At 51.7% G+C, this 16882-nt stretch carries 17 protein-coding genes and 1 tRNA gene; 6 read left to right on the top strand and 12 right to left on the bottom strand.

All coding sequences use genetic code 11. From position 1 onward, the window contains the following. Window positions 1-3: 3 nt before the first annotated feature. The 4 genes from CXF87_RS14980 to CXF87_RS14995 form a co-directional block, all read right to left on the bottom strand. Complete coding sequence (locus CXF87_RS14980; RefSeq protein WP_008956450.1) at window positions 4-357, bottom strand: P-II family nitrogen regulator; 354 nt, start codon at window positions 355-357, stop codon at window positions 4-6. Next, window positions 347-1162, bottom strand: coding sequence for a Na,Li,K/H(+) antiporter subunit UmpB (gene umpB, locus CXF87_RS14985; protein ID WP_101147162.1), 816 nt, complete (start codon window positions 1160-1162; stop codon window positions 347-349). The genes CXF87_RS14980 and umpB overlap by 11 nt, the downstream gene beginning before the upstream one ends. Next, on the bottom strand, window positions 1159-1926 hold the full coding sequence (locus CXF87_RS14990; RefSeq protein WP_101147163.1) for a DUF1538 domain-containing protein: 768 nt from the start codon (window positions 1924-1926) through the stop codon (window positions 1159-1161). Before CXF87_RS14990 ends, umpB begins: the two co-directional genes overlap by 4 nt. 183 nt (window positions 1927-2109) lie before the next feature. After that, window positions 2110-3507, bottom strand: a complete 1398-nt coding sequence (locus CXF87_RS14995; RefSeq protein WP_101147164.1) for a GntP family permease — start codon at window positions 3505-3507, stop codon at window positions 2110-2112. Between the two features lie 206 nt (window positions 3508-3713). Here CXF87_RS14995 and CXF87_RS15000 point away from each other — a divergent pair, with 206 nt between their 5' ends. Then, a complete protein-coding gene (locus CXF87_RS15000; protein WP_101147165.1) occupies window positions 3714-5063 on the top strand; it encodes a Na+/H+ antiporter family protein in 1350 nt (449 codons plus the stop codon). Between the two features lie 67 nt (window positions 5064-5130). Here CXF87_RS15000 and CXF87_RS15005 read toward each other — a convergent pair whose 3' ends face one another. From CXF87_RS15005 to CXF87_RS15020, 4 genes are all read right to left on the bottom strand, one after another. Further along, complete coding sequence (locus CXF87_RS15005) at window positions 5131-5862, bottom strand: RNA methyltransferase (RefSeq protein ID WP_101147166.1); 732 nt, start codon at window positions 5860-5862, stop codon at window positions 5131-5133. A 181-nt stretch (window positions 5863-6043) separates the two neighbouring features. After that, window positions 6044-7687, bottom strand: coding sequence for a chaperonin GroEL (groL, locus tag CXF87_RS15010; protein ID WP_101147167.1), 1644 nt, complete (start codon window positions 7685-7687; stop codon window positions 6044-6046). A gap of 84 nt (window positions 7688-7771) precedes the next feature. Then, the gene (locus CXF87_RS15015; protein ID WP_008956441.1) at window positions 7772-8065 is read right to left on the bottom strand and encodes a co-chaperone GroES; all 294 of its coding nucleotides are present in this window, start codon (window positions 8063-8065) and stop codon (window positions 7772-7774) included. Between the two features lie 234 nt (window positions 8066-8299). Then, window positions 8300-8785 (bottom strand): FxsA family protein, encoded by a 486-nt coding sequence (locus CXF87_RS15020; RefSeq protein ID WP_008956440.1) that lies wholly within the window; start codon window positions 8783-8785, stop codon window positions 8300-8302. Window positions 8786-8976: 191 nt separating this feature from the next. Here CXF87_RS15020 and CXF87_RS15025 point away from each other — a divergent pair, with 191 nt between their 5' ends. Next, window positions 8977-9738, top strand: coding sequence for an SDR family oxidoreductase (locus CXF87_RS15025; RefSeq protein ID WP_008956439.1), 762 nt, complete (start codon window positions 8977-8979; stop codon window positions 9736-9738). An 84-nt stretch (window positions 9739-9822) separates the two neighbouring features. Here the strand turns inward: CXF87_RS15025 and CXF87_RS15030 are convergent, their stop codons facing one another. From CXF87_RS15030 to CXF87_RS15040, 3 genes are all read right to left on the bottom strand, one after another. Next, the gene (locus CXF87_RS15030) at window positions 9823-10809 is read right to left on the bottom strand and encodes a hypothetical protein (RefSeq protein ID WP_008956438.1); all 987 of its coding nucleotides are present in this window, start codon (window positions 10807-10809) and stop codon (window positions 9823-9825) included. Window positions 10810-10867: 58 nt separating this feature from the next. Next, window positions 10868-11497, bottom strand: a complete 630-nt coding sequence (locus tag CXF87_RS15035) for a hypothetical protein (protein WP_008956437.1) — start codon at window positions 11495-11497, stop codon at window positions 10868-10870. Window positions 11498-11827: 330 nt separating this feature from the next. Next, window positions 11828-11912 (bottom strand) — tRNA-Leu (locus CXF87_RS15040). Window positions 11913-11992: 80 nt separating this feature from the next. Here CXF87_RS15040 and CXF87_RS15045 point away from each other — a divergent pair. Both CXF87_RS15045 and CXF87_RS15050 read left to right on the top strand, forming a co-directional pair. Then, window positions 11993-12697, top strand: a complete 705-nt coding sequence (locus CXF87_RS15045) for a ComF family protein (RefSeq protein WP_101147168.1) — start codon at window positions 11993-11995, stop codon at window positions 12695-12697. 54 nt (window positions 12698-12751) lie between these two features. Then, entirely contained in the window at window positions 12752-13726 is a 975-nt protein-coding gene (locus CXF87_RS15050; RefSeq protein WP_101147169.1) for a serine/threonine protein kinase, read from the top strand. Window positions 13727-13737: 11 nt separating this feature from the next. On the opposite strand, the gene CXF87_RS15055 is transcribed toward CXF87_RS15050, so the two are convergent. Further along, complete coding sequence (locus tag CXF87_RS15055; RefSeq protein WP_101147170.1) at window positions 13738-14301, bottom strand: hypothetical protein; 564 nt, start codon at window positions 14299-14301, stop codon at window positions 13738-13740. A 339-nt stretch (window positions 14302-14640) separates the two neighbouring features. Between CXF87_RS15055 and folE the strand changes: the two genes are divergently transcribed. Together folE and CXF87_RS15065 are read left to right on the top strand one after the other, a co-directional pair. Next, the gene (gene folE, locus CXF87_RS15060) at window positions 14641-15192 is read left to right on the top strand and encodes a GTP cyclohydrolase I FolE (protein WP_008956433.1); all 552 of its coding nucleotides are present in this window, start codon (window positions 14641-14643) and stop codon (window positions 15190-15192) included. A gap of 119 nt (window positions 15193-15311) precedes the next feature. Continuing rightward, complete coding sequence (locus tag CXF87_RS15065; RefSeq protein ID WP_101147171.1) at window positions 15312-16769, top strand: NAD-dependent succinate-semialdehyde dehydrogenase; 1458 nt, start codon at window positions 15312-15314, stop codon at window positions 16767-16769. Window positions 16770-16882 lie beyond the last annotated feature (113 nt).

Genomic DNA, 16882 nt, shown 5'->3' on the forward strand with positions numbered 1-16882 from the left:
AACTTATGGCTGCGCCTGATCGGCCGATTCGGAAAGTGATTTAATCTGGTTTTTTACCCCTACGGCATCCTCTACATCGAGCTGAAAAGCGATACCCGTGCCAGGTGTCTCATCAAATTCGCCCACTTGGGCAATCGCCTCAAGAATATGGCGGCTGCGGTGCTCCTCCGCCAGGAACAGCAGCATATCCCGTTGTGCGGTAATCTCCATGCCAAAAATTCCGTGGGCTTTATTTAACCCTTCGCCTCGGGCGTTATTGATCACGGTGGCGCCCGTAGCACCTGCATGGCGTGCGGCTTCAATAATGGCATCGGTTAGTTCGTCTTCCACCATGGCGACAATGAGTTTAAAACGCATCGTGATCTCCTTTTCCTACTAGTTTGCTTTTTAATGGCGTTGAGGTCTTGGCTGTGCTTCGTCGTGTGGCCCGCCATTGAGCAATTTGGGCATAACCCATTACGGTAATAATAGGAAATAAACAGGCAAGAGCGATCATGCCAAAGCCGTCCATTACCGGGCTACGTCCAGGAATTTCTGTTGCAAGTCCTAATCCTAACGCGGCAATAATCGGCACCGTTATGGTAGAAGTAGTGACGCCACCTGAGTCGAATGCCAACGGAATAATGGATCGCGGCGAACGCAAAGTTTGAACAATGACCAGCAAGTAAGCGGCGAATACGAACCACTGCAACGGCCAGCCCATTACAATACGCCAAGTACCCAGCGTGATCCCAAAAGCCATACCAAGTGCAACCGCAATGCGCAGCATCAATGGGTCAATCGTGCCGCCTGAAATCTCACCTGCCTTCAACGAAACCGCAATGAGCGATGGTTCGGCAATTGTCGTACTGGCGCCAATAGCAAAGGCGAAAATATATACCCAGTAATAGTCACTCCAATGACGCTGGGCCCCTTCGGCTAAGCTTGGCAAAAATTCATGGTTAGTGAGCTGGGTGGCCATTAACTCACCCATTGGAAACAGTGCTTGCTCTAAGCCGACTAAAAAAAACGACAGCCCCACCCAAACCATAAGAAAACCGACCAAAACCTGCGGCAGGCGCTTTACAGGCTTACGAATGACCAAGAATTGGAAGCCGAAAACGATTGTAGCGATAGGCAGGATATCCAGCAGTGTTCCCCAAAAAGTGACGATAAGCGTCATGGAGCGACTCCTGGTATCAGATGGATGCCGACAATGCCAAATACCAGCACAAAAATAATCGGCATCACTGATGCCAATGCAATCAGGCCAAAACCGTCGAGCATCGGGCTGCGGCCTTTTATCGAAGACGCGAGTCCTACACCCAATGCTGTCACCAGCGGCACCGTGATGGTCGAGGTTGTCACTCCGCCTGAGTCATAAGCGATGCCAATCATCTCGGCGGGGGCAAGCAGGGTTAACAACAGTACTAGCACGTAGCCGGCAATAATCATTAAATGCAGCGGCCAGCCTTTAAAAATGCGTACCACGCCTATTACTACCGCTACGCCGACAGAAGCAGCCACTACCATACGCAGCGCAAAGGCAAAGCTGTTTTGTGCACTAATGCTGTTATCAATAATACCGCCTTGGGCAACAACTTCAGCCGCACGGGCAGCGATGGCGATCAAGGCAGGCTCGGCAACGGTAGAGCCAAGCCCCAATGCAAAAGCAAACACTAGCAGCCAAGTTATTGAGCCTTTTTTTACAAATGCTCGCGCTAGGTTCTCGCCCAGGGGAAATAGTCCCAGCTCAAGTCCTTTAATAAAGAGAGTTAGGCCTACGACAACAAACACCAGGCCTAGGGCCAGATCTATCAAAGCGAGGGAGTCGGGCAGTGGCTGACGAATAACCACGAGTTGGAAAAACGCCATCACCAACACCACCGGCGCAAGGTCGCGCAGGCTATCTTTAAGTTGGTGAGCGAGCGATACCACAAGATCCATTAAATCTTCCGCGAGTCAGGGGATAGCAGTGCTGAAGCACTATCTCATTAATGTCAGAGTGTAGAAGGAAAGAGTATTCAAAAAGTTGATCCTGCGCATGAAGATCAGCTAATAGAGCCAATGTCCAAATTTAGAGAAGTACAAAGGCGATTTTTAACTCACTATCGCATTCGTTGCGGACTTTTAGAAGCTGCCAAACAGGGTTCCTAAGGTAATCACGCTAAGCAGCGCCATGATCGGCAATGCAATGGTTACCATAGCAACGTTGCCATAAGACTGACGATGGGTCAGGCCACAAATCGCCAGCAGTGTGATAACCGCGCCTGAGTGGGGAAGCGTATCCATGCCCCCTGCAGCCAGCGTTGCTACGCGGTGCATGAGTTCAGGGCTAATACCTGCTTGTTGGGCCATGGCTAAATATTCGCTGCCTAGGGTCTCTAGAGCAATTGAGAGCCCGCCGGAAGAGGAGCCAGTGATCCCCGCCAGCACGCTCATTGCCATGGCTTCTGAAATTAAAGGGTTGCCAGGTGAAGCCGTAAGGACTGCATCGCGGATAATCGCAAAGCCTGCCAAGCTGGCAATGACGGCACCGTAGCCTACCTCTGAAGCAGTGTTAAAAATCGGTAGCAGCGAGCCCAAACAGCCTTTATTGACACTCTCTTTAAGATCCAGCCAATGCTTCCAGCGGGTAATAATCAGCCATGCAGATGCGCTGAGCAGGGCGATCAGAATAGCCCAAAGCCCGCTCTGTCCCGATGGCGATACATTTTCAAACTCCTCGCTGATAAAGCTTAAATCAAGAGCGGGAAACACACCGTAAGTGAACAGCGCATTCAAACCAATCACCATAATAATGGGTATCAGTGCCAGCCATAGCGGAAGGTGGGTGGTAGGCGCTTGTGCTTCTTCATTGGCATCTGCTTCGCGCTCAGTATGTTGGCCGTACCCTTCGCCATTAGAGGCCGCTTTTTTAACCCGTGACTGAAGATAGAAAGTCCCCAGCCCAAGCATAATCAGCCCGGCGATAATACCGAGACCAGGTGCTGCAAAGCTGTTGGTTTCATAATAAGGAATGGGAATTGCGTTCTGTATCGAAGGTGTCCCCGGCAGGGCTGTCATGGTGAAGGTGAAAGAGCCAAGCGCAATAGACGCCGGAATTAGCCGTTTGGGCACATCGGCGCTACGAAAAAGTTCACGGCTGATCGGATAAATGGCAAAAGCAACGACAAACAGCGATACGCCGCCATAGGTGAGCACCGCACAGGCCATGACGACCGTGAGCACGACATGGTGAGTGCCGAGCTTTTTGACAATCCCGTTGGCAATCGATTGGGCAGCGCCGGAATCGGCCATTAACTGCCCAAACAGGGCGCCCAACAGAAACAGTGGGAAGAACTGGATCACGTAGTTGCCCAGCGCGCTCATAAAGGTATCGGTGTAGATCGGCAATAAAAAGGCGGCATCGCCAGACAACAGCACCGCCAAACACGCCATAAGAGGAGCCAGCAGCAGCACTGAAATGCCGCGATAGGCGAGGAACATTAATAAAATCAGTGAAGTGACAATCGCAACTATGCTCATGCGAGCTCCTAAGCAAAACGTAAAGTAGCCAGCGCTAAAATTAAGCCAGAGAGCGATGGTAGGTAGCATGGTGCAATGCAGCAATGGTGTCGCGACTAAAGTAGCAATGCTTGACGCGCGAACCGTAGCCTTAGGTTTGCCTGTTTAATCTGCTAAAATCCGCTCCCTTCGCCGTTAGTGACCTTTCAATTGCTCTAGGAAACTTCATGAATGCAGTAATTCTTGCAGTGCTTGTGATGGTGGCGCTATCGCTGGCGCGTGTCTCGGTTGTATTTGCTTTAGTGGTGGGTGCTTTAGTCGGCGGTTTAGTGGGTGGGTTGTCACTAGAACAAACGCTGGACGCCTTTAATACAGGCGTTGGCGGCGGGGCCCAGGTAGCACTGGCCTACGCCACCTTGGGGGCCTTTGCGGTGGCGATCTCCCGCTCTGGCCTACCGGATATGCTGGCTAATCGGTTGATTACGTTATTGGGTAAAGAAGAGGCCAGCGTTGCGCAACAGACGCGGGTCAAAATGCTGTTGCTAACGGCAGTGCTGTTGGTGGCTATTTCTTCTCAGAACGCGATCCCGGTGCATATTGCCTTTATACCGGTGCTGATTCCACCGCTGCTAACCGTGATGAATCGCTTAAAGCTGGATCGACGCGCAGTAGCATGTGCGCTTACGTTTGGTTTAACGGCGCCGTATATGCTGCTTCCGGTAGGGTTTGGGGCGATTTTTCTAAATGATATTCTTTTGGCCAACTTAAATAGCGCTGGGGAACCGCTAGGTTTAGAGATTACCCGTGGCATGGTGCCGCTGGCCATGGCGGTGCCGGTAGGGGGCATGGCGCTGGGGCTAATCGTTGCGCTATTTTGGAGTTACCGCCGCCCGCGTGAGTATCAAGCCGAAGATATCGCTAACGCCAACGTTGCCGCAGGTCATACGCCCGCCAAACCGCATATGCTGGGGCTTGTTATGTCGGGGGTGGCGATTGTCGCAGCACTTGGCCTCCAGCTTTACAGTGGCTCAATGATACTGGGGGGCTTGGTAGGGATTGGCCTGCTTTCAATGGGCGGGATCTTTAAGTGGCGTGAAGCTGACGATCTGTTTACCAGTGGTATGCGCATGATGGCGCTGATCGGTTTTATCATGATTTCCGCGGCGGGCTTCGCCGAAGTCATGAAAACCACCGGTGAAATTGATGCGCTGGTCTCGGGAGCTTTTTCACTATTTGGCGATAACCGCGGCTTAGCGGCTCTGGTGATGCTGCTGGTAGGGCTATTTATTACGCTGGGTATCGGCTCATCGTTCTCCACGATACCGATCATTGCCGCGATTTTTGTGCCCTTGGCGGTACAGTTTGGCTTTTCCCCTATGGCCACGGTGGTGCTGGTGGGTACGGCCGCGGCGTTGGGTGATGCTGGCTCGCCTGCCTCTGACTCTACCCTGGGGCCCACTTCAGGCCTTAACGTTGATCGTCAGCACGATCATATGTGGGACAGCGTGGTGCCGACGTTTCTGCACTACAACATTCCGTTAGTGGGCTTTGGCTGGCTCGCGGCAATGATGCTCTAAAAGCCCCTATCTCCAAACTAAAAAGGGACAACTTGGTTGTCCCTTTTTAGTTGCTTAATCTCTATCACTATTTAGGCAGGTGGCTTTCAAGCGCGCTTAACAGCCCACGCAGAAGCGAAAGCTCTTTGCGGCTGGGCTGGGCGCGGGCGAAGAGGGCTTGAAGCTGCTCTTCAGTGCGGGCATGTGGCTGGGTTAAAAAGCCACTCTCCTGCATTAAGCGGCCTAGATGCGCTTGAAAGTGTAAGAACTGTTCGCGGCTGGGCGGCGTTGCCTCCAGTGGGCGCTGATAAGCAAAGCCGCTCTCCTCACCTTTACGCCAGGCGCGGTGCACTTCGTAAGCCAGTATCTGTACCGCCTGGGATAAATTCAGAATACCGTAATCATGATTGGCGGGAATGCTGACTTGGTGCGTGCAGCAGCGGATCTCATCGTTAGTCAGCCCGGAACGTTCTCGTCCAAACACCAATGCCACTGGTGCCGTTTGTGCATTCTGAATAACGGCTGCCGCCATCTCATCGGGTTCGTCAAAGTGGGGCAAGGGTAGGCTGCGTAAGCGTGCGCTGGCACCCACCACCTGAACGCAGTCGTTAACCGCTTCCTCCAGTGTTGTGACTACCCGTGCATTATCCAGAACATCAGTGGCCCCTGCGGAAAGGCGAGTGGCTTCTTCATCGGGAAACATGCGCGGATTCACCAGCACCAGCTCGGTTAAGCCCATGGTTTTCATGGCCCGTACCGCAGCGCCGATATTGCCTGGGTGGAAGGTCTGAACGAGTACGATACGAATATGCTGCAACATGCGCTGATTTCGCTCTATAGCCTTATAAAAATCGCGCTGATAGTACCACGTTAGCTGTGCGCAATGGGGCTGGAGGCAATGAGTCGAACGACCCACAAAAACGCAACAACCCCGCACAAGGCGGGGTTGTTGGTGACTACTTTAACGGCTAGTAGTCTTGAGCAGAGGGCTCAGGGGTGCATTACATCATGCCGCCCATGCCACCCATTCCGCCCATGCCACCCATATCAGGGGCAGAGTCTTTCTCTTCCGGGTCTTCAGCGATCATGCACTCGGTGGTGATCATCAGACCAGCCACAGAACCAGCAGACTGCAGTGCAGTGCGGGTTACTTTAGCCGGATCTAGAACGCCCATTTCGAACAGATCGCCAAATTCACCGGTTTGTGCGTTGTAACCGAAGTTGCCGGTTTCATCTTTCACACGGTTGATAACCACGGCGGGCTCTTCACCAGCGTTAGCCACGATTTGACGCAGCGGTGCCTGCATAGCGCGTAGCGCCATGTTGATACCGTGGTTCTGGTCTTCGTTCTCGCCAGTGAGGCCTTGTACTTTCGCCATAACGCGAACCAGTGCAGTACCGCCACCAGGTACCACGCCTTCTTCAACGGCTGCACGCGTAGAGTGCAGAGCGTCTTCAACGCGGGCTTTCTTCTCTTTCATTTCCACTTCGGTGGCAGCACCGACGCGGATAACGGCAACACCGCCTGCCAGTTTGGCAACGCGCTCTTGCAGCTTCTCTTTATCGTAGTCAGAAGAGGTGTCTTCGATTTGCGCGCGGATCTGGTTAACACGTGCTTCGATATCGCCTTCTGCACCAGCGCCATCGATGATAGTGGTGTTCTCTTTAGACATGGTCATGCGCTTAGCGGTACCCAGGTGATCCAGGTTCGCTTGCTCAAGCGTCAGGCCGACTTCTTCAGAGATAACCGTGCCATTAGTCAGGATAGCGATATCCTGCAGCATGGATTTGCGACGGTCGCCGAAGCCAGGTGCTTTGGCAGCGGCTACTTTAACGATGCCGCGCATGTTGTTAACAACCAGCGTTGCCAGTGCTTCGCCTTCGATATCTTCAGCGATGATGGCTAGCGGCTTGCCTTGCTTAGCAACAGCTTCGAGAACCGGCAGCAGCTCACGGATGTTGGAGATCTTTTTATCCACTAACAGGATGTAAGGATCTTCAAGTTCAACCGTCATGGTGTCCTGGTTGGTAACGAAGTAAGGAGACAGGTAGCCGCGATCAAACTGCATACCTTCCACGACTTCCAGCTCGTCTTCAAAGCCACGGCCTTCATCAACGGTGATGACGCCTTCTTTGCCGACCTTTTCCATCGCTTCGGCGATAATTTCACCGATGCGCTTGTCACCGTTAGCAGAGATGGTGCCAACCTGTGCAATCGACTTGGTGTCGGTGCAAGGGACAGACATCGCCTTGATTTCTTTAACGGCAGCATTAACGGCTTGGTCGATGCCGCGCTTAAGATCCATCGGGTTCATGCCGGCAGTAACGCCTTTCAAACCCTCAGCGATAATGGCCTGGGCCAGAACGGTAGCGGTGGTAGTACCGTCACCAGCGGCGTCAGAAGTCTGTGAAGCGACTTCTTTAACCATCTGCGCGCCCATGTTTTCGAACTTGTCTTTCAGTTCGATCTCTTTGGCGACAGAAACACCGTCTTTAGTAACAGTCGGGGAACCGAAAGATTTTTCCAGTACCACGTTACGGCCTTTAGGGCCGAGGGTTACTTTTACCGCGTTGGCAAGAACGTCAACACCGCGCGCCATACGCTTACGGGCATCATCTGAAAACTTAACTTGTTTAGCTGACATATCTGCTACTTCCTAAATTGAATGCAAAAACGTGAAAGTAAATAATCGAGGCGCTCATCAATCAAATGTGAGCCGCAACGACTGTTAGCCTTCAACAACCGCAAGAATATCGGCTTCGCTCATGATCAAGACTTCTTCGCCGTCGACTTTTTGTTTCTCAACGCCGTAGCCATCTTTAAAGATCACGTTATCGCCAACTTTAACGTCGAGAGGACGGACATCGCCATTTTCGAGAATGCGGCCATTACCGACAGCAAGAATTTCGCCACGCGTCGGCTTTTCTGCTGCATTGCCCGGAAGCACGATGCCGCCAGCGGTTTTCTGCTCTTCTTCAACGCGACGGACGATGACACGATCGTGCAAAGGACGGATATTCATTCACGTTCTCCTGAGTAGGGTTGAAGCCCTGATGAGGGCGGTTAGTCTAAAAGTGTTCTCGAGGGAGTAACCCGCGAGAAGTGAAGACCTGACGGTCTTCCTTGTTAATGGCAGCTACCGTCTAGATCGCTGCCGAATTTGTGTGCTGGGTGAAAAATGGGGGCTGCGGTTGGCCTTTCAAGGGGGCGAGTAAGAAAAAATTGATTTTTTAGCGATTTTCTTCCAATCCGCGCCTTAGTCGCGGCGTGGAGGCTCATCTCGGCTAATAAAGTCACCCTCGATCGGGCCCTCCTGTTGGGAGGTATTGGGGTTGTGGTGCTCATGTGCTCGGGCCGAGGAAGCGTTAGGATCTTGCTGCTGACTAGCAATCTTTTTCAGACCTAGCCAAGTAAGTGCTTTAAACATCAATTGGCGTGCGCTAGGTATCAGGCACGCAAGGCCCAGCGCATCGGATAAAAAGCCTGGCGCCATTAATAAGGCACCACCAAAAATAAGCGCGGCGCCAGTCAATAGCTCACTAGAAGGGATTTCGCCGACCTGCATACGCTGACGCGCACGAGCAAAGGTTGATATGCCTTCTTTACGAATAAGATGTAACCCGGCAAAGCCTGTGCCAAGCACTAGGAGTAGGGTAGTGAATAGCCCTATTTGGCTACCAATCGAAAAAAGCACTACAAAATCAAGTAGGGTAAACAGTGATATAAAAACAAGAATGGGCATGACTAACTCCAGAAAGCGCTAGAAATAGCGACTCGATAACCGTCGTAATTGCGTAATATGGTGACATAAATATAAATAGCAAGCAGCTAACATTGCGCACTCCAGCGGCGATGTAGCTCGATTAATGCCCGTAATTCTTCTATGCTGCAATGCACAATTAAGCTGGTTGTATTTCTCGTAAGGAGTCAATAATGGTACTTGCCGATAAAGTAATCGCCGTCACCGGTGGGGCGCGTGGGTTGGGTTATGCCATGGCATTGCGCCTGGGGAAGCAGGGCGCACGCATGGCGCTGTTGGATATGAGCGCTGAAGCGCTTGATCAAGCGGTATCAGCACTTGCTACAGAAGGTGTCGATGCTCAAGCCTTTGTGGTGAATGTTGCAGAAGAGGCTTCTGTGACTCAAGCATTTGCCGATATTGCTCAGCGTATGGGGCCGATCAGCGGTTGCGTTAATAACGCGGGGATTACTCAGGATGCACTCCTGGTAAAGGCCAAAGAGGGGCAAGTGGAAAAACGCATGTCGTTGGAGGCATGGCAAAATGTCATTAACGTCAATTTAACTGGCGTTTTTCTGTGTGGTCGCGAGGCTGCCACGCAGATGATTGAAGCAGGGCATGAAGGTGTGATTGTTAATATCTCCAGCATTTCCCGTGCAGGAAATATGGGCCAAAGCAACTATGCCGCCGCCAAAGCAGGCGTGCATGCGCTGACGGTTACCTGGAGCAAAGAGTTAGCGCGCTATGGTATTCGCACCGGCACCGTGGCCCCAGGGTTTGTGGCTACCGAAATGACCGCCTCGATGCGTCCCGATATGCTGGAACGTATCTCATCAAGCGTGCCGCTAAAACGCCTGGGTGAGCCGGATAACATTGCTCAAAGCGTTGCGTTTATCCTTGAAAACGACTACTTCACCGGGCGTATGATTGAGTGCGATGGTGGGTTGCGGCTGTAGCATTTACTTGCTGTAACCAGAATGGGCGGCCAAGCATGGCCGCCCATTAGTCGCTCTTAAAAGATCGTGATTAAAAGGTCGTACCTAAAAATAATCGCGACTAATCTCTCGCTGAAAATACATCTCCAAGCGCAGTGTCATGGCCCAGCGTGGGTCATAGCTAACATCGCGTTGAAAATGCAGTTCCGGAATCACATCGGCAAATAAAATCCCTTTATGGATGTCCCGGCGATAGCGTGTTTGCAGGTAGTAGTTAGTCATGCGAGGATTTGAAGCGCTTTCGCCGATGGCAATCGCCGAGTAGCGCAGTGCGCTGCGGCGGTTAATGCGGTGATTGATTTCGGCAATTTCACTGTATTCCAGCTTATCTTCCTCTTCACGCCACTGAACCGTAGAAATAAACCGCAAATGGCGGCGTTCGCTCAATTGGCGGCCGATATCCCAGCGCGTTCGTGCCGAATAGCCTTCATTGTTAAACCAGGAAACACGGTTGTTCGACTCAAGCTGCCAAGGCCCTTCACCAAGCTGCCATAGCCGTTCGCTGGTAAAGCGAACATAAGGATCCAGAGGGAGACGCAGACGAATACCAGCGCCAACGCGGTTGCTCCAATTTTCGCGCTTGTCACGACTTTCTAGCCAATCCAGGCCTAACGTAGAGCTACGACGGTCGCGCTGGTCATTGGCAAGACGCCCTGATCCTTGCTCTTCAAGAGTACCTTGCGACTCTTCAGGATCACTCTCAATCACCAGGCGTAAGCGTTCTTCCGAGGTAGGTAGATCGATACGGTAACGAAGTGAAGTATCGCCGCGCGTACCATCCCCCTCCATCCAATCGATTTCTTGGCCAAAACGAAGATAAGACTCGTTTTTGGTCTGCATATGGTCGTCGGTGCCAAAGAAACCATCAATTCGGCGCGATGTGTTATCTACCCAATTGCCTACGCTTTCACGAAACGGTTCAACGTGCTCTTCCGCCCAGACAGGTAGGTCACTGTCATCCTCTTCGGCATAAGCGCTAGCCGCAACCGTGGTCATTATGCCGAGCCAGCAGAAGGTTAGGATTTTATGCATCGAATGGTCTCAATCAAAAGTGCTCGCTGTTCAATATCAGCTTTGCAAAGGTAAGGGGTTAACGTGCTTTATGAGTCTCGATCTCTTTTGCCCATTCAAGTACGCGCTTACGTTGGCCACGGCTATTGAGTCGGTCTGTATCAACGCTAGCTGGAATAAGCTGACGATTGGGCGATGCGTCTAGATCAAGATTAAAAGACCTCGAGGCGCCAGTGGGCATATCTTCAGAGCCATAAATGGCAATAACACGAATTTCGAGTTGTATATTCTGCTCATGAAGCAGGCTGTCATCAATTTCCCAATATTGCTTAACCTGATTGACAATGTCGCCAAACGACTGAATATTAAGGTAATCCCCCGATGCTAACGGGCCTTGATGGGTGCGATAGCTGGCTTCCTGTTTTTCGCTGCCGTGTTGCTGGTACTCCACCACATCTAGAGAGTAACTCTTTTTTTGCGTATGCAGCACCGCTACAAGGTGTTGAACATAGATTGCTTCGCTGCTCATATTGCTGATTAAGCAAATAGCATCCACACCAATCCCCTTGCCACGGTTAATGATTACACGAGGGCGACGTTGGCGGACATAGCCGTTATAAAGCAATTGGGCATAGAAAACCCAGACGAAGAGGGTGCAAATACTGGCTATTGCCGAGATGGCTTGGGCATTATCGTTGAGCCATTCCATTATTAGAGATCCTTCTCATGGTTATTGGAGGTAGTCATTGGCGATAGTATTGGTGTCAATTACTCGCAGTAAGCCATTTCACATTGAGGCATAAACGAGTATCCAGTTAGTCGTTTTAACAGAGCCTAGCGGAAAAGTGGAGCTAAGTCAGCCTGTTAAAAGTACGTAATTCGGCAAATGCTAAGCACGAAAAAAATGGCATTGAGCCATTAATGATTTAAAGCGAGGGATAAAACGCAAAAAAAGCCTTAATATCACCTAAGCTAGGCAGGTATTAAGACATTTTGAAAGGGGGGGGTAACGTTAACTGCTTCAAAACTAACAAGTAATTGGTGCGGATGGGGAGACTCGAACTCCCACACCTTACGGCACTAGAACCTAAATCTAGCGTGTCTACCAATTCCACCACATCCGCTAAGACGAGGAGTATATTATCAACTTCGTGATAGAAGTCAACCATGAGTTTAATATTAATATCTCTATTGGGGAGAAGGCATGAATGTAAAACAATGGCTACAGCGTGGCGGCCATTGGCTAAAGCAGGCCATGCCTGGCTATTGCGCCTTTTGTTTGGCACCCGCCTTGGCGGGGCGGGGGTGGTGCACCGCCTGTTTGGTCGGGCTGCCGTGGAACCTGCATGCCTGTCGCCAGTGCGGTGACCCTGTTTACCACGGAGCGCAGCTGTGTGGTCACTGCTTAATTGACCCACCGGCATTCTCGACCACCCAAGCGGGGCTTTTGTATCAGGGGCCGATTAAAGAGCTGGTACATGATTTTAAATTTCACGCCTCTCCTCGAGCGGGCACGTTGTTAGCGGAGTTAATGGTATTAACGCCGCCGCCTACCCAAGCAGACGCACTGTTGTCGGTACCTATGCACCCAGCGCATGCTCGCACGCGAGGATTTAATCAATCGCAGTGGTTAGCCGAGAGGCTCAGCCGCCAGTTTGATGTGCCATTGGTGTCTGCCAAGCGAGTGAAGGATTCCCCCTCCCAGCGCACGTTAAACCGTCGTCAACGGGCTGCTAATTTGGTGGGCGCCTTTGTGTTTGAGACGCCGCCACCAGCGCATGTATTGATCATTGATGATGTTGTAACGACGGGCTCGACGGGGCATGCACTGGCGCGCGCGGCGCTAGAGGCGGGCGCAGAACGTGTGGATATTTGGGCGACCGCGCGGACACCCCTGGGCAAGGATTGATAGAATAGCGCTTTAGCGTATTCAAAAGCCTTTTTGCCAACCCAGGAGTGACCGATGTCACACCCGTTTAGCTCACTTTCGCCCGACCTAGTGATGTCTGCAGTAGAGTCGCTGGATGTTTGGCCCGCCGGTGAGCCCTTTGCGCTGAATAGCTATGAAAACCGTGTGCTGTTGTTTCGCGATGACGACGGCAAAAACTGGATTGTTAAATTTTATCGGCCTGATCGCTGGTCAGACGCGGCGATTCAGGAAGAGCACAATTTTTTACAGGAGCTCGCTAGTCAGCAGGTGCCGGTAGTTGCGCCTTGGCGTGATAGGGCGGGTGTCTCGTTACACTATTTTAAAGCGTATCGATTTGCACTGTTTCCCCACTGCCCAGGCCAGGCACCAGAATTAGATAATCCATCGCACTTATTTGCCATGGGGCAGGTGTTAGGGCGGTTGCATAAAGTGTCGGCCAAAAAAACGTTTCAGCACCGTCCTCGGCTAGAAATGGCGAGTGGTATTTTAGATGCTCAGCAGCGAGTGCTGGCCAGTAATTGGATGAACCGTCATCAGCGCCGGGCTTACGATAATGTAATTGAAAAGGTGCATCAGCAGCTTGTAAAACATACGGTCCCCGCCAGCAGCATGATTCGCTGCCATGGCGATTGCCATTTGGGCAATGTGCTGGGGCGTGATGAGGACTTTACGCTGGTCGATTTTGACGACTGCATCATGGCGCCTGCTATGCAGGATATTTGGATGCTACTGCCCACGGATGACCCACAGGGGTGGCGATCGTATCTAAGTGAAATTACCGAAGGGTATGAGGAAGCCTGCTCGTTTCCTACTGATCAGTTGGCGTTGATAGAACCACTGAGAAGTTATCGTTTAATTAGGCACTCAGCATGGCTGGTCTCTCGCTGGGATGATCCTGCTTTTCCCCGTGCTTTTCCCTGGCTGGCGGATAGTGGCTATTGGGATCAGCATATCCGCCAATTAGAGCAGCAGTGCCTGCAGTTAGACAATCCCCGCTGGCTGGCGTAAATAGGGACGATTTAATCTGGTACGGCCTCTTCGCGGGGTACGGGGTTAGCGACGCCTTCTCCGTCCACTTGGCGGCGTTGCTCGTTCAATTCTTCAGAGGGGTTGTCCTGCTCTTTAATCTCTAGGGACTCATTTAGCGTGAGAACGAACGTTTGCCCAGGAGAAAGCGTGCACGGAGTGCCTTCGCACGCGATGCCGTATTGACCATCTTCGGCATACGCGCTGGCGCTGAATTCACCTGTAAAAATATCACTGTCCGCATCGTGTGTTTCAATGCAGGTGGCATCTTTCGTGGTAACACGAATGCGCTCATCGACTAATTGGGCATTGCCCACGATGACACAATATTCAGGCAGCGAGTGCGAAGCTTTCTCAGCTTGAGTGGGGTGAAGCAATATGTCGTTAAGACGAGCTTGGTTTGACTCAAAGGTAAGCTCTTCAACAACCTCAACGCCAACAGTCGCTTCATTGGGCAGTGAAAGTGTCGCTTCTGCGGCGAAAGAAGGTAGCGGCGTGGAGAAATAAAAGGGGGCCGCAATGGCGGCTAACCAAAAGGACGTTGGCTTAAATGACATGGCGAACTCTCAATGGTGGTGCCTGAAATAAAGGCAATCAATAATAATGATTTATCATAGCACAGGCCCCTAGGTTGCAAAGTGAGCACCGCGGCGCTCTGCCGCAGTTAGAGAAGCCAACAGCAGGCGAGATGCGGTAAAATAATGGAATTAATTAATATTTGTTGTGCGTTTTTTATGAAAAAGTATACTTTTTGTACAACTTGGGTAGAGAAAGGCGGTGGTTAACGTCCCTCTAGTGGTAGTTTTACTTTTTTCATGCGCAAAGGGTTAGAGACCTAGGTGACCGTTTGGACGCGATTGCGCACGGTTTTGATACAGTTTTTGAAGAGGCTTAATATGTCCGATGATATCGCCGAGCACTATCGCCAGATAATTTCAGCACTTGGCGAAGACCCGAACCGTGAAGGGCTACGAGATACGCCGAAACGTGCAGCCAAGGCTATGCAGTTTTTGAATGCAGGCTACTCTCAGTCGTTGGACGAGATCGTTAATGGTGCGGTGTTTGAATCGCAAACGGATGAAATGGTGTTGGTGAAAGACATTGAACTCTACTCAATGTGTGAACACCACCTGCTGCCATTTATCGGTAAATGCCACATTGCCTATCTGCCAAACGGTAAAGTATTAGGACTGTCTAAGTTTGCCCGTATTGTCGATATGTTTGCGCGCCGTATGCAGATCCAAGAGAATTTAACCCGTGAGATTGCAGATGCCGTTCAGGAAGTGACTCAGGCAACGGGCGTTGCTGTGGTCATTGAGGCGCGTCACCTCTGTATGATGATGCGTGGCGTAGAGAAGCAAAACTCCAGCATGACATCTTCGGTAATGCTGGGTGGTTTTCGTAGCAACCAGGCGACCCGGCAAGAGTTTTTAATGCTGATTAACTGATTCAACTGTTGTTAATTAGCGAGTCAAGCACGCGGTAAACTTGGTCTAAAGGGGTGTTTCGTCTTAGCATGAAGAGGTTAATGAGCCTATAAGGCCATCATTTTGGCCAGGAGTCTGTCATGGAAGCGCTTAAAGAAACACAGCTGTATTGCCCCTTTGCTTATATAGACGGCAGTTGGGTCGCGGCGGATAGCGGCGAACAGATCACCGTATTGAACCCGGCAACCGGCGAAGCGATTGGCGATATTCCCCGCTTGGGAAAAGTTGAGACCGAGCGGGCGATAGACGCGGCGGATGCTGCACTACCGGCATGGCGTGCCCTTACCGCTCAGGAGCGAGCGGATTTGTTGTTGAAATGGCACGATCTGATGATGGAGCATCAGCAGGATCTTGCCATGCTGATGACCTACGAACAGGGTAAGCCGCTCAAAGAAGCGGCGGGTGAAATTGCCTATGCGGCCAGTTTTCTGCGCTGGTTTGCCGAAGAAGCGCGACGCGTTTACGGCGAAACCATTCCTGCCGCTAAAGCTAACCAGCGCATTGTGGTAACTAAGCAGCCCGTCGGTGTTGTGGGGGCCATTACGCCCTGGAATTTCCCTGCGGCGATGATTACTCGCAAGGCAGGGGCTGCACTGGCAGCAGGCTGCACGATCGTGGTTAAACCTGCTAGCCAGACGCCTTTTTCAGCCACTGCGCTCGCGCTATTGGCCGAGCGTGCCGGCATTCCCCGCGGTGTGTTCAATGTGGTGCCCGGCAGTGCCAGCGATATTGCCCAAGCCATGACCCAGTCGCCCAAAGTGCGCAAGATTACCTTCACTGGCTCGACCGAAGTAGGCCGCAAGCTGATGGCGCAAGCGGCGGAACACGTACAGAAAATCTCGCTAGAGTTGGGCGGTAATGCGCCGTTTATCGTGTTTGAAGATGCCGATTTAGACGCCGCTGTAGAAGGCGCCATGGCCGCTAAATTCCGTAACGCCGGGCAAACCTGTGTTTGCACTAATCGCTTCCTGGTTCAGTCCAGCGTGATTAATGCCTTTTGCGAAAAGTTAGCGGTTGCCATGAACAGCGAGCTGCATGTCGGCGATGGCACCAAGCCGAATATTAATATCGGTCCGCTCATTGATGGCAATGCGGTTAAAAAAGTCAGTGAACATGTGCAGGACGCCATCGATAATGGTGCAGAGCTGTTGTTGGGCGGGCATCCGCACCCGTTGGGCGGTAACTTCTTTACGCCGACGCTGATCAGTTTTGCGACCGACAAGATGAAAGTGGCTCATGAAGAGACCTTCGGTCCGCTCGCGGCTGTCTTCCCGTTTGACGATGAAGAGACCGCGATTGAAATGGCCAACGATACCCAGTATGGCTTGGCTTCTTACTTCTATTCGCGTGATCTCTCCCGCGTATGGCGCGTGGCCGAAGCACTTGAGTACGGTATGGTCGGGATTAATACCGGCGCCATTTCTAACGCTGCTGCGCCGTTTGGGGGTGTCAAAGCCTCAGGCTTAGGCCGTGAAGGCGGCCATCAGGGCTTGGAAGAGTACCTTGAAACCAAGTATCTATGTATTGATCTTGGCTGAGCCCTGAGCCCTAAGTGTTCTTTTTTTTAAGTAAGACTGGGTAAAAAAGCCCCCATCAGCGCGCTGCTGATGGGGGCTAGTTTTTGACGGTATCAGCTTGATGCCGAAAGTGT

The organism is Halomonas sp. MES3-P3E, assembly GCF_002836035.1.
In the GTDB taxonomy this organism is placed as follows: domain Bacteria; phylum Pseudomonadota; class Gammaproteobacteria; order Pseudomonadales; family Halomonadaceae; genus Vreelandella; species Vreelandella arctica.